Here is a 12,961-nt window from a genome sequence, read left to right as displayed (position 1 = left end):
GTTGTTCAGGTAAGTCTATCGCGCCAGCACCAGATCGGCTTCGCTGTTATCGGCGATTTTCGTGCCCATGGCCCATAATTTGTCGAGTGCCCTGCTGCGAGTCATTTTCTTCTTGATCAGGTACCACTCGATGGGCAGCGCGACACCGTCGAACGTGCAGTGCACCATATCGGCGGGTGTTTCGTTGAACCGCGGTGGCAGATCCAATGTCAGCATCGGCAGTCTGAGCATCTGTGAGAAGCGCACGACCGCTTCATATCCCTCTTCGGGTGGGGAGATGATCTCGATCCCGAACTGGCTGAAAAACTGGCATAGACGGGATGTCCACGGCAGATGATAGCGGCTGTTCACGTTCAGGACCTTGGAGCCGCTGAGCGAACGCAAATCAATCGTGGTACCCTCGCCCGACCATGTCTCGATCGGCAGAAACATTCCGAGGTCATATTCGCAGATCTTCAGCATCTCCAGATTCTCCCGGCAATCGGGACGGGTGCACAGCATGACGTCGATCGTGCCCTCCTCGAGCTGGGAAAAAAGTTCGCACGGTTGATCGTTGATCACGCGGAATTTGATCTCCGGATAGGAGCGCAAATATTCGAACACCAGCTCGTTGCGCTCCGGTCTGTGCAGCGAAAAGGATTCAGCGCCCAGCGTCAGCTGTCCGCTTTTGCTGGCAAGAATCTCCCGGCCATAGGTGACGGCACGGTCATAGGCCTGAAGCACGTGATGGGCCTCGAGCAGGAATTTTCGTCCTTCGCTCGTCAGTTCCACCGCTGCCTTTTTCGAGCGATGAAAAAGGTGAAAGCCAAGCTTATCCTCGAGCCGTTTCAGTTGTATCGAAAGCGTGGGCTGCGTGATCGACAGCTGCTTCGCGGCTTGGGTGAATGACCGGCAGTTCGCGATCGCCGTGAAGCCCTTCAACGCCTTGATGTCCACTCCATCCTCTCCTCTCGCCACGAATTCGGCCCCAGCTTTGCGCATGATGATCCGGACAACATCGTTTTAGCATATTTTGAGCAGCCGTTAAACATGCATGAATTGGCGGGCGTCGGATCGCAGAAGAGTCGTCGAGGATAAATCGCCGGCTCGCGAACGGCGGCCCCGCCATTGTGCTGACGCGGCGGCATTGCCTCTCGCAGGAGGAAGCCCGGCCATAATAGTATCATATAAAACAGCAGGCATAAATTATTAGACGCTGCAACATGTCCCCCTAAATACATGGTGCCATACAATCAGTGATTCAGAACTCTTAAATCATGGACAGATGTAAGACAATTAGCCGGTGATCAGTAATAATAAAGAGTGAAGAGGAGGTGTATGTTGGATAAGTACGATGGATTTGAAGGACTGAGCATCGAGAAAAAGGATGAAGGAATTCTTCGGATCGCCATGCGGGCCGGTGACGTCGGTAAGACACACGCCGAACTTCCTCGGCTATTCCTAGAGGCTGAACGCGATTCCGATGTGCGCGCAATATTGTTTGGGAAGAATCTGGCCGAAACCGATTCCGATACCATGGCCGGCTATGGCGATGCCACGATCCGCCAGATGCGTGCAGTGGTGGAGGATTATTCGGTCCGGATGCGTGTCTACAAGGAAGCGTCGGATCTGATCTACAACATCATCAACTGTACCAAGCCGATCGTTGCTCTCTATCCGGGAGCGTTCGTGCCGGCGCTGGTACTGGCGGACGTCTCCATTGCGGCGCCCGACTCGATTATCTGTGATGCCCATGTCGCCTATGGGGCTGCCGCTGGGGACAACGGCACGATGTGGCCGCTACATATCGGCATGGCGAAAGCCAAATATTATCTGCTGACGGGCGCCGAATTGTCCGGTGCCGAAGCCGAGCGCATCGGCCTGATCTCCCTCGTCGCTCCCGAAAGCGAGCTCGAAGAGCGAGGGATGGAGATCGCGCGAAAACTGGCGAACGGATCGCAGCGCGCGATGCGATGGACCAAACAGGTGCTCAACAATTTTTACCGAACCGCCGGCCCGACGTTCGATGCGTCCGTGGCGATGGAGTTCATGTGCTTCGGTGGTGACGACGTTCAGGAAGGTATCAGGTCACTGATCGCGAACCGGCCGCCCAACTTTCCGGAGCGGATCACAAGCTGATGAGCAGCATCAGAAAAGGAGTCGATAATGGATGACCTTGCACAGGTTGATGCCGCGGAATTTCAGAGACAGGGATGGGCATTGATCAAGGGAGGATTGATATCGGCGTCTGAGCTCGAAACGCTGCGGTCGGCGGTCCAGAAGGTCGTGGCGGCGGAGGCCCGGCTGGCATCGCAATCCGCCGCGGATTTGGAAGGGGCGGGTTCGGACGAGGATCAGCGTCAGACGGGTGTCCGCGTCGAGGGCCAAGACAAGCGGTATCTGATGCAATTCAGGATTCCGGAGACGGGATTCGATATTCGGCTGGAATATCCTGAAGTCATGCCGATCGTCAGGAAATATGCTGCGCTGGCACGGCATCTGCTCGGCGAAGACGTGCGGATCCTATATGATCATGTGCTGATCAAGCCGCCGGCCAAGGATGGCACGCGGCCCACCATGTGGCACCAGGATCTCACTTATCTTCCCGTCGACCGCCGCGGACTGCTGGTGGTTTGGACACCGTTGTACGACGTGCCTGAGGAAGCCGGGTGCATGCGTTACATCCCGCGGTCGCATCGACTGGGTCCATTGGGCAAATTGCCCATGGCCCAGGATTATCAGCTCACCGATCTGCTGCGGCCTACCGATTTCGAGATAATCGGCAATCCGGTCGGCGTTCCGCTGAAGGCGGGCGAATGTGCCATCCATGATGGGCTGACGCTCCACGGCGCCTTCCCTAATGTCTCGGATGAGCCCCGAATCGCCTGGTCGATCGCGATCGGGCCCGCATCAATGCTGCGTGCGGCATCGAAATGGGCGATCGACCGGCTCAACCACCTCGATCTCAAGGAGCTCGAGCCTCTGAACCATCCCTCGTTGATAGCCGACTGAGCGCGTCCGGAAGGACGTCGCCGTCAGCACATGATGAGGTCGGGCCATGTTGGCCAATATGTCTTTGAAGGAGAGTCCAGATGCATGACCTGGTTATTCGCAACGGAATCGTGGTCGACGGCACTGGCGCGCTGAGGCGCCGCGCCGATGTCGCCATTGATGGCGCGGTCATCACCTTGGTAGGGGTCGTGGGCGCGAAGGGTCGGAAGGAGATCGACGCCGCAGGACTTCTGGTCACGCCGGGCTGGGTCGATATCCACACGCATTATGACGGGCAGGTGAGCTGGGATCCTTATTTGTCGCCCTCGTGCTGGCACGGCGTGACGACAGCCATCATGGGCAATTGCGGGGTCGGCTTCGCGCCGGTCAAACCGTCGTTGCGCGATGAACTGATCAACATCATGGAGGGAGTCGAGGACATACCCGGATCCGCGCTTAGCGAGGGCCTCACTTGGAACTGGGAAACCTTCCCCGAATATTTGATAGAACTCGACAAGAAGCCATATGTGATGGATATCGGGGCCCAGGTGCCGCATGCGGCGGTTCGCACCTATGTGATGGGTGCGCAAAGATCCAACGAACCGGCGAACGCGGCAGAAATCGGCGAGATGTCGAAGCTGGTTCTGGAAGGGATGAATGCGGGCGCGTTCGGTTTCACCACGTCGCGCGTGTCGACCCATCGCGCGGCCGATGGCTCGATCGTGCCGGGCACGCGTGTCACCATCGAAGAGATGGAGGGTATCGCCGAGGCGCTCGGCATGGCCGGGCATGGAGCGTTCGGCGTGGTGTCGGATCTCCTGTTCGACGGAGATCTCGATTTTGATCTGCTTCCCGAAGGCTTGTCCGCTGCCGAGGATATCAACTGGATGTCCGAATTTTCCCGCAAATATGGGGTGAAGTTCTACTTCACCTTCCAACAGCATCCGGGCAGCCCCGAACAATGGCAAAAGACGCTCGCGCTGACGGAGCAGGCGCGGCGGAGCAAGGCGGACGTGTGGGCGCAAATCACGATGCGGCCCATCGGGATCATCATGGGCTGGCAGAGCAGCTTCCACATATTCATGGGGCGGCCGTCCTATGATCGGATTGCAGGCCTCTCCTTCGCCGAGCAGCTCGTCGAGCTGAAGAAGCCCGCGGTCCAAGCGGCGATATTGTCCGAAAAGTCGTACAAGAATCCGTTCGAGGGGCTCGGTGTCAGCTTTGCGATGATGTTCCGGCTCAAGGATACCGACGGTTCGCTCAACTATGAGCCGAGCTGGGAGGATAGCGTCGACGCCGAGGCACGGCGTCAGGATCGGCCTGCCGAAAGCATTGTCTACGACATGATGATGGAGAGCGAAGGCAATGGATATGTGTTCACCGTTATCATCAATTATTCCGACGCCTACAACCTTGATTTTCTTCACGACGCTTTTCTCGACAACTCGGTCATTCTGGGCGGGTCGGATGCCGGCGCTCATGTCGGCGTCATTTGCGATGCGGCGCTTCCAACCTTCACACTCAGCTATTGGGCGCGGGACCGTGCAGGGCCGAGGCTGACGATCGAACAAATTGTCGAGCGGCAGACCCGCGGTACCGCCAGCTTCTATGGACTCCGTGACCGGGGCGTCTTGGCGCCCGGTATGAAGGCCGACATCAACATCATTGATTTCGACAAGCTCAACATCTCTGAGCCGATGATGCTCAGTGACCTGCCGACGGGCGCCAGAAGGCTCGTGCAGACCGCGACTGGCTATCGCGCCACGATCGTCAGCGGCGTGGTGACCTTCGAGAATGGCATTTCCACCGGGGAATTGCCGGGACGCTTGCTGCGGAGCTCAGCGAATGTTCGCTCGCCGGCGGAAGCTGAGGTTTGAGCCCGTCGTCGCAGATCCCGCGATGCCGCATACCAAGGCGCGGATCGTCGGGCCGTTTGTCAGTAAACGATAAGGCTTTCCTGCGAAGGAACGGCTATGCTTGAAGGCAAGATAATCTTGGTGACGGGTGGCAACTCCGGGATCGGTCAGTCGATCGCGGCGCTTTGTGCCGAGCAGGGCGCCATCGTCGTCGTGGCCGCACGGCGGGAGGGCCTGGGGCTGGAAGCCGTCGCCGCGATCAGGATCCGTGGCGGAAAGGCCATGTTCGTCGCGGCGGACATCAGCCGGGAAGACGATGTCGACCGGCTTTTCGGGGTCATCTCGGATTCCTATGGCAGACTCGACGGCGCCGTGAACAACGCGGCGATCCAGATTGCACCCGCACGTGTCTCTGAACTGTCGATGAGCGACTATGACCGCATCCACGCTGTCAATCAGCGCGGCGTAATGCTCTGCCTGCGGCATGAAATGCGGATGATGGAAGCGGCTCGATCGGGCTCGATCATCAACATCTCGTCGCAGGCAGGCCTGCGCGGCTTTGCGATGCTGGCGCCCTATGTCGCAACCAAGCACGCCCTCATCGGTCTCACCCGGACGGCCGGATTGGAGGGTGCCTCGATGGGTGTACGCGTCAACTGCATCTGTCCGGGCACGATCGAAACCCAAATGCTCCAAGATCTTCGCGAGAAGGATCCCGAATTTGTCAGTGCGATCACGAATGCTGTCCCGATCGGCAGGCTCGGCTATCCGGACGAAATCGGCAATCTTGCCGTTTGGCTGCTATCGAGCCAGGCCAGCCTCGTGACCTGTCAGGCCATCGTGGCGGATGGTGGGAGCCTGGAGACGATGGCCGGCGCCTGATAGCCATGTGGCATCCCGTGCGGCCGCAACCGCGAGTCCTATGACAATGCGGCAAAAGGCTATCAGAGCTTTTGCGATCATTACCGGATCGAGCCGACCCGTAACAACCTGGGCGTCAGCCACGAGAATGGATCTGTTGAGGCCGCTCATGGCCATTTGAAGCGCACGCTGCGTGAAGCCCTCGCGTTGCGGCGCAAACGATTTTGCCGACGTCGCTGCCTATCAGGCGTTTATCACCGAACATGTCACCCGGCGGAACGCTCGCCGCCACGCTGAAGTCGCGGCCGAGCTGGCGGGCATGGCGGTCCTGCCGCAGTTCCGCACGACCGATTTCAGCCATACTGTGGTAACCGTCACCCGAACCCCGACGATCGCGGTGCGCCGTACTGTATACCGTGCCGTCGCGACTGATCGGATCGCGGCTCAGGTTCATATCTACGATGGCCGCCTGGTCTGTTTCCTCGGCAGCACCGAGGTCCTTGTTCTTCAGCGGCGACGGCGTAGCGCCAACGGACCTGCACATGTCGTTGATTATCGACACATCATCGACGCGCTGGTCAAAAAGCCACAGGCCTTCCGTCGCTCGGTCTTACGCGACGGCATGTTCCCCCGGGATATCTTCCGCCGCGCCTGGGACGTGCTCGATGCCACGCTCGAGCCGCGACGCGCCTGTCGCGTCTATGTCGGACTGCTCCATCTGGCTGCAACCCGTGCTTGCGAAGCCGCTCTTGCCAATCACCTCGAACAGGTGCTCGCCGCCGGTAATCTTCCCGATGTCGAGACGGCACGTATCGCCGTCGCACCGCCACCGATCGCTGTACCCACAGTTGTCGTTCGCCCCCCTGACCTTGCCGTTTACGACACCCTCTTGCTGCATCAGGAAAGCGCCAATGCCCTTCTCTGAGACCATCATCGATGCCTCCCGCCTGAGTGTCATGTTGTCCAGCCTGCGCCTCCCCAGCATCGGTCAGCACTGGCAGGCTTTTGCCGCGCGCGCCGACCAGGAAGGTTGGGGTGCCGCGCGCTATCTCGCAGCCCTGTGTGAACATGAGATCGCTGATCCTTGCCGACGGTTTTCCTTAGGCTCCCAGCATGCCTACGATCGAAATGGCGCTGACATTCTGGTTCGGCATGCCACCCAGATTGTGGGAAAGTGCGAAAACGGGAGGATCCTTCCTCTGTCGATCCCCAGCGCGTCCTAGCAATTGCAGGTAATTTTCGTAGATCATGCGCAATCCCGACGCGCCGATAGGATGGCCGAAACACTTCAGGCCGCCATCGATCTGGCACGGGATGGTGCCGTCTGCGTCGAAGAACCCGTCCAGTACATCCCGCCAACCTTCGCCTTCCTTTGAAACACCGAGATCTTCCATCGTCACCAGTTCCGTAATTGAGAAGCAATCATGTACTTCCATAAGACTTAGCTGTTCGCGTGGATTGGTGATTCCTGCTTCTTGATACGCATGGGCTGCGGCAATTCTGGTTGTATGGAAATAGCTCCCGTTCCAGCCGGATCCCTGAAGCTCCCAGCCGTTGGACGTTGACATCTGCACGGCCTTAACGGACACAATGTCGGACTTGCCCAGGGAGCGCGCAATCTCCGGCGTGGTGACGATCGCACAGGCGGCACCGTCCGATACGCCGCAGCAATCGAACAGGCCCAGCGGTTCGGCGATCATCGGCGCGTTGATCACGGTTTCGATGTCGATTGCCTTGCGCAGGTGTGCGCGCGGGTTCTTCACCCCGTTCGCGTGACTTTTCACAGACACATGGGCCATTGCGTGTTTCAGATCCTCCTTTGACACGCCATGCTGCGCCCGATAGGCGGCTGCCAATTGCGCGAAGCTGCCCGGTGCGGAGCCTACGACGCCGACCATGTCGAACATCGTACCGCGGCTGCGAACCGGCAATCCGCCGTAGCCGGTATCCTTGAGCTTTTCGCAACCAAGCGCCAGCGCGATGTCGGCCGCTCCGGAGGCAACCGCATAGACCGCTCCACGAAAGGCGTCGGTGCCACTGGCACAATAGTTCTCGACTTTGGTGACGCCGACACCGTTGAGCCGCAGCGCCGTTGCGAGCGGAATTCCCGACGGGCCTACGTTCACCGCATCGAACGCCACGGCCAACCATGCCGCATCGATCTGCGAGGTCTCTATGCCTGCGTCGGTCAATGCCTCCTGATAGGCCTCGACCATCAAATTGTCGGCATCGGCGTCCCACCTCTCGCCAAACCGCGCGCACCCCATACCAAGTATCGCTACTTTATCCTTGATGCCCTTGGCCATGTAACGAACTCCTTTATAATTGTTTCACCGGAACGGCTTTCCAGAAATACTTGGTAAAGCCGCGCAAATCGTCGACACTTTTTATCCGGAAGACCAAATCAACGTTTCGACCAACTTCCACCGACTCGGGATCCGCGTCCGTGAATTCGGCCATCATGCGGCCACCCTCCTCGAATTCGATCATGCCGTAATAAGCTGGCGGATCAGGCGAATAGGTCAAATTGTCTGCCGTATATGTCAGGATCCGCGCGGCACGATCCGCCAGAGGATAATCTTCCTGCGTACCAATGGTCGGATCGTTAGGATTGACGCTAATGTCTGTTTTGGGAAATTGCACTGTGCCCGTTTTAGTGCAGCGGCCGCCGACCAAGCCTAACACAGTCTTGCGATTACGATAAAGTGCCGTAAGCGGTTGCTTGAAGTCGGCCTCACCGCGCATGCCCTTGTCCATATCAAGTAGACCATTGAAAGACAGATATTTAAGGTAATTTGTTTCCGGCTGGCGACGCGCGAGCCAGCCGCTTGTAGCTTTCCGTGGCGGCAGCTTGGCGATCGCCTCGGTGACCTCCAGGATGATGATATCGCAGCCTTGCCCGAATCCCGTCACCAAAATCCGCTCGCCCGGCTTGGCGACTTCAAGCGCGGCGACAAGCATCAGGGAAGCATGTGCCGCTCCAGCCTCGCCGACAGTGCCTGCCAAGGTGCCGCAAACCGCTTCAGGCCTTATGCCGACTTTCTTGGCGATCCCATCCGCCACGCCGCGAAGAGTAATCGGTACGATCAGGTGATCGATCTCTGCCGGATTAAGTTGGAATTTGTCGAGCGCCTGCTTCACAGCCCCACTGATGATCTTCGCATACCCTTCATCGCGGATCCAACGGCTTTCCCACGTGTAATCAAATTCTTTATTCGCGGCACGGAAATGGTCGACGAAATCGACGCTGACGCTGTGCGATCCCATAAACCGCGCTACCACATCCCCCGAACCAACGAGCAGAGCGGCCGCCGCATCACCGTTGTTCAGTTCAGCCTCGGACCCTGCTTTTGACTTGCGCCGTTCCGACGCCACACAAAGCGTGACCTGTCTGGGCCCGGCGGCGAGAGCCTGGATCAAAGAGGACGTTCCGGCGCGCTGCCCGCCCGACAGATCGAACGAGCCAGTCGTATCCGCAAGATTGAGTGCTTCCTTCACGATGCCGGCGTTTTGTCGGTCAGCATTTGGTGCGCTAGTGGAAGCGAGGGAAACGGACTCGATCACGGCGCGATCGAGTCCGGTCAGACAGTCGCGGCTCGCCTCGACCGCCATGGTGATGACGTCCTCATCCCAATTGGCCATCGCGCGCTCGCCTTTTCCGAGCCCTTTAAGCGCCGGATTGAACCAGGCGTGCGCGGCAGCGACGACCGAACGCTGCAGCCGCAGGCGGGGAACGTAAGCGCCATAAGCAAGAATACCAGTCATAGTCACATCAAATTCACCTATATTCGGCATAGCCATTGTTGATTATCAAGACATCGCGCTCGGCAACACGTGCTCGGAAGCTCGCCTTTCCGTCGCCCTGTTTCCAGATGTCAGTGGTGATGGAGTCGCCCGGATAGACCGGACTGGTAAAACGCACGTCGAGGCGCTTCATCCGCGTCGCGTCATTGTCACACAACGCTTCGAGCAAGGCGCGGCACACCACCCCATAAGTAGCCAGCCCATGAAGAAGCGGCCTGAGGAACCCAGAGCGAATGGCAACGAGCGGATCGGCGTGAAGCGGATTATAGTCGCCCGAGAGGCGATAAAGGAGCGCTTGCTCGGGCCGCGTTTGAAGGGTGAGAGTTATATCCGGCTTCCGATCCACCGGCAATTCATGCGGTTTCGGTGCTCCTGAACTCAATCCGCCCTGTCCGCCATTGCCGCGTAGAAACGAGCCTTGGCGCACCGTGGCGAGCAGGTCGCCATTTGACCGATCGTAGACTTCGCGCGTCGAGTAAAGCAGGGCGCCGCGCCCTTCACCCTTGTCGTAGATCGAATCTACGGTGAGAACCGCCGCCACTTTGCCTTCAACCGGCAGCGGCTTGTGCATGACGACCGACTGTTCGCCATGCAAAACCTTTGCCCAGTCAATGCCAAATTCCGGCTCCTGCTGCCAAAATCCGGGCGCAGCCATCACCGTCGACATGCTCGGAAACGCCTGCAGTGCATTCTCGTAGACGTATCGCAGCTGGGCCGGCGTTTGCGCATCTATGCCAGCGCCGATGCCAAGAGCGTAAAGCATTGTATCGCGGGCGGTGTAGGACTGCTCCAGCTCCCGGCGAAGATTGATGACCTTCTCATAATTAAATGGCATTGAGGCCACCCTACACCGGGTCCCAACAGAACACGTCAGCAGACCGCTCCAATGGGTGAAAGCTGGACCGAAACGCCGGTATAAGATCACTAGCGACCGTTTCCGCCGTCCAACCATCGGAGCGATGCATAGACCGGATTGGGCGCGGTACGCTGAACAGGAAAATCTCATTCTTCCGAACTGCGAAGATCTGGCCCGTCACGCAGTGCGCTGAATCGCTAGCCAGGCAAACGACCAAAGGCGCTATCTTGGCCGCTGTCATCGTCTTCAGCCGTTCCACTCGCAATTTTTCGGCGTCAGTTTCTGCCGGAATTGTCGCCGTCAGGCGGCTCCATGCAAACGGCGCGATGCAGTTGGAGCGTACACCAAAACGCTCCATATCGAGTGCAATCGAATTTGACAGGCCCACTATTCCCATTTTGGCTGAATTATAATTTGCCTGCCCAAAGTTACCGATCAGCCCGGACGCGGACGAGAAATGAACGAATGATCCACTTTTCTGCTCCTTGAAATACGGCGCCGCAGCCTTTGAGACGAGGAACGGGCCGTAAAGGTTCGTCTCGAGCACAGCGCGCCAATCGACCTCGCTCATCTTGTGAAAGATTCGATCACGCAAGATTCCGGCATTGTTCACGACCGCATCGATCCGACCAAAATGCTTGACTGCATCCTCTATGATCGAAGTCGCGCCGGCCGGGTCCGACACGCTCGCCAGATTGGCGACCGCTTTTCCGCCCGCGGCAACAATTTCATTTACGACGTCGCGGGCGGGATTAGTGTCGCCGCCTTCTCCTTCGGCAGAGCCGCCGAAATCATTGACGACGACCGCAGCGCCTTCCTGTGCACAAAGCAGGGCGATTTCTCTGCCAATACCGCGGCCTGCGCCGGTAACGACTACAACACGGTCACGCAACATAAAGCTCATAGAGCTTTGCTCCTTCAATAACTGCGATCGACGCACTCAAGATCCGCCGTTGCGGCTACTCGTGATTCGTCATCTGCTGAACCAGTAACCACAAACTTCAAGACATACAACCTAGTATGCTACGTGGATGTGCGTTACGAACTTCTCGCGAATGTCTTACTAAGCTTTCCACTGTCGCCAAGGCCAATCATGCGAGAAATTCGACATGGATAGACAGGATGCTATCTGTGGTCCAAGAAATGGCGCCGCAAATACGGAGGCGTTGAGTGGCGAGAGCGCGGGTGAGCTCCATCGTTTAATGCGCGTCGATGCCGCGAGGTTGACGGTGCCAATCCAAAAGCAGCCTATACGTCAGATTATTGCGCAAAACTTTTGAAAAAGGGCAGCTATGTATAAGATTTTGTCTGACCTACGCGTAGTGGAGGGGTCGTCATTCGTCGCCGCTCCACTCGGAGGGATGTATCTCGCTCAGCTCGGTGCTGAAGTCATCAGGTTTGATATGATTGGCGGCGGGCCAGACTATCGGCGCTGGCCGGTTTCCGCTGGACGCGACAGCTTCTACTGGGAAGGTCTCAACAAGGGGAAAAAATCAGTCGCAATTGATTTAAGTTCGGCCGAGGGGCGGGAACTCGCAGCGAGGATCGCCACATCGCCCGACCCGCGCGGCCGGATTTTCCTCACAAACTATCCGACCGAGGGCTTTCTTTCGCATGATAAATTAGCGCGCCTTTGCCCGGATCTTATAACGATCAGGGTAACAGGCACGGCAAACGGCTCGGCTGCGCTCGATTATACCGTCAATTCTGCTGTTGGCATCCCGTATCTGACAGGCCCGCCTTCGTTGGGGAATGAACCGGTCAATCATGTCCTCCCCGCCTGGGACTTACTGACCGGTGCATATGCTGCATTCACGGTTTTAGCGGCCGAGAGGCATCGTCAGAGAACCGGGAAGGGCAGGAGGTGCGCGTGCCGCTTGCCGATATTGCCGCGTCTTCTGTGGCAAACCTTGGGCAGTTTGCAGAATTTCTTGAGTTCGGCACCGAGCGTCCTCGGCTGGGCAACGACGTTTTCGGTGCCTTTGGTCGTGATTTCATCACGCTTGAAGGGAAGCGGATAATGGTGATGGCATTGACGCCGCGGCATTGGAGCGGGCTCATTAGCGTGCTGGCGATTGAGGAAGCTGTAGCTCAGATTGAAACCCGCCTGGGGCTCAGCTTTGCGAGCGATGAAGGGTTGCGGTTCAGGCATCGCGACGTGCTAATCCCTCTTGTCGAGATGGCGATTGGAGCACGGACCACCGATGATCTCGCCCCCGCGTTTAGCGCGCATGGTGTGTGCTGGGGGCCTTATCAAACCGTTGGCGAGGCTATTGCAGATCCAGCATTGGTTCGTGACAACCCGTTGTTTGCTGAGATCCGGCAACCAAGCGGGTTCACCTATCCCGTACCAGGCGCACCTGGCACGTTTTGCCAGTCTAACCGTGGCAATCCCGTTCGAGCGCCTTTTTTAGGCGAGCATACCGAAGAAGTTCTGGCGGAATTGCTCGGACTAGGCGCAGGCGAAATTGCGAGTCTCCACGACAGAAGAATCGTTGAGTCCGCCGTGGCACCCTATTGAGCAGTATAATCCCGCTGGTTGTTCGGGGAAGGGCCCGCCGCGATTCCCGATGTCTTTTCCAGCACGTTGAAAATGTCCGTAGACAAGACTAGC

10 protein-coding genes and 1 pseudogene are annotated in these 12,961 nt (G+C 58.1%); 6 read left to right on the top strand and 5 right to left on the bottom strand.

Features of this window, described 5'->3' with window-relative positions; genetic code table 11:
• Positions 1 to 15: 15 nt before the first annotated feature.
• Positions 16 to 936, bottom strand: coding sequence for a LysR family transcriptional regulator (locus D3Y57_RS02265; RefSeq protein WP_162986894.1), 921 nt, complete (start codon positions 934 to 936; stop codon positions 16 to 18).
• A 381-nt stretch (positions 937 to 1,317) separates the two neighbouring features.
• On the opposite strand from D3Y57_RS02265, the gene D3Y57_RS02260 reads away from it, so the two are divergent.
• From D3Y57_RS02260 to D3Y57_RS02240, 5 genes are all read left to right on the top strand, one after another.
• Positions 1,318 to 2,118: an enoyl-CoA hydratase-related protein gene (locus tag D3Y57_RS02260; RefSeq protein WP_121150960.1), complete on the top strand. Its 801-nt coding sequence runs from the start codon at positions 1,318 to 1,320 to the stop codon at positions 2,116 to 2,118.
• Positions 2,119 to 2,145: 27 nt separating this feature from the next.
• The gene (locus D3Y57_RS02255) at positions 2,146 to 2,991 is read left to right on the top strand and encodes a phytanoyl-CoA dioxygenase family protein (RefSeq protein ID WP_121150958.1); all 846 of its coding nucleotides are present in this window, start codon (positions 2,146 to 2,148) and stop codon (positions 2,989 to 2,991) included.
• Between the two features lie 80 nt (positions 2,992 to 3,071).
• Complete coding sequence (locus D3Y57_RS02250) at positions 3,072 to 4,847, top strand: N-acyl-D-amino-acid deacylase family protein (RefSeq protein WP_121150956.1); 1,776 nt, start codon at positions 3,072 to 3,074, stop codon at positions 4,845 to 4,847.
• 96 nt (positions 4,848 to 4,943) lie between these two features.
• Positions 4,944 to 5,708, top strand: coding sequence for an SDR family NAD(P)-dependent oxidoreductase (locus D3Y57_RS02245; protein WP_121150954.1), 765 nt, complete (start codon positions 4,944 to 4,946; stop codon positions 5,706 to 5,708).
• 172 nt (positions 5,709 to 5,880) lie between these two features.
• Positions 5,881 to 6,612: a hypothetical protein gene (locus tag D3Y57_RS02240; RefSeq protein ID WP_205590041.1), complete on the top strand. Its 732-nt coding sequence runs from the start codon at positions 5,881 to 5,883 to the stop codon at positions 6,610 to 6,612.
• Positions 6,613 to 6,787: 175 nt separating this feature from the next.
• Here the strand turns inward: D3Y57_RS02240 and D3Y57_RS02235 are convergent, their stop codons facing one another.
• From D3Y57_RS02235 to D3Y57_RS02220, 4 genes are read right to left on the bottom strand one after another with little or no spacing between them, the layout of a single operon-like run.
• Positions 6,788 to 7,993 (bottom strand): acetyl-CoA acetyltransferase, encoded by a 1,206-nt coding sequence (locus D3Y57_RS02235; protein ID WP_121150952.1) that lies wholly within the window; start codon positions 7,991 to 7,993, stop codon positions 6,788 to 6,790.
• Positions 7,994 to 8,006: 13 nt separating this feature from the next.
• Positions 8,007 to 9,452 carry a hydroxymethylglutaryl-CoA synthase family protein gene (locus D3Y57_RS02230; RefSeq protein WP_121152073.1) on the bottom strand — a complete coding sequence of 482 codons (1,446 nt, stop codon included), beginning with the start codon at positions 9,450 to 9,452 and terminating at the stop codon, positions 8,007 to 8,009.
• A 13-nt stretch (positions 9,453 to 9,465) separates the two neighbouring features.
• Positions 9,466 to 10,326, bottom strand: a complete 861-nt coding sequence (locus tag D3Y57_RS02225) for a MaoC family dehydratase (protein ID WP_121150950.1) — start codon at positions 10,324 to 10,326, stop codon at positions 9,466 to 9,468.
• A gap of 10 nt (positions 10,327 to 10,336) precedes the next feature.
• Entirely contained in the window at positions 10,337 to 11,242 is a 906-nt protein-coding gene (locus D3Y57_RS02220; RefSeq protein WP_121152071.1) for an SDR family NAD(P)-dependent oxidoreductase, read from the bottom strand.
• Between the two features lie 397 nt (positions 11,243 to 11,639).
• On the opposite strand from D3Y57_RS02220, the pseudogene D3Y57_RS02215 reads away from it, so the two are divergent.
• Positions 11,640 to 12,868, top strand: a pseudogene (locus tag D3Y57_RS02215) (CoA transferase).
• Positions 12,869 to 12,961 lie beyond the last annotated feature (93 nt).

The organism is Sphingomonas paeninsulae (assembly GCF_003660165.1).
GTDB classification, from domain to species: Bacteria; Pseudomonadota; Alphaproteobacteria; order Sphingomonadales; family Sphingomonadaceae; genus Sphingomonas_O; species Sphingomonas_O paeninsulae.
Note: the sequence above shows the minus strand (reverse complement) of the source record. Positions and strands in the feature narration are given on the sequence as shown.

What these genes read in the sequence shown, in the direction of transcription:
- D3Y57_RS02255 (WP_121150958.1), top strand. Translation starts at nt 2,146, where the DNA reads ATGGATGACCTTGCACAGGTTGATGCCGCGGAATTTCAGAGACAGGGA.
- D3Y57_RS02235 (WP_121150952.1), bottom strand. Translation starts at nt 7,993, where the DNA reads ATGGCCAAGGGCATCAAGGATAAAGTAGCGATACTTGGTATGGGGTGC.
- D3Y57_RS02260 (WP_121150960.1), top strand. Translation starts at nt 1,318, where the DNA reads ATGTTGGATAAGTACGATGGATTTGAAGGACTGAGCATCGAGAAAAAG.
- D3Y57_RS02225 (WP_121150950.1), bottom strand. Translation starts at nt 10,326, where the DNA reads ATGCCATTTAATTATGAGAAGGTCATCAATCTTCGCCGGGAGCTGGAG.
- D3Y57_RS02220 (WP_121152071.1), bottom strand. Translation starts at nt 11,242, where the DNA reads ATGTTGCGTGACCGTGTTGTAGTCGTTACCGGCGCAGGCCGCGGTATT.
- D3Y57_RS02245 (WP_121150954.1), top strand. Translation starts at nt 4,944, where the DNA reads ATGCTTGAAGGCAAGATAATCTTGGTGACGGGTGGCAACTCCGGGATC.
- D3Y57_RS02250 (WP_121150956.1), top strand. Translation starts at nt 3,072, where the DNA reads ATGCATGACCTGGTTATTCGCAACGGAATCGTGGTCGACGGCACTGGC.
- D3Y57_RS02230 (WP_121152073.1), bottom strand. Translation starts at nt 9,452, where the DNA reads ATGACTGGTATTCTTGCTTATGGCGCTTACGTTCCCCGCCTGCGGCTG.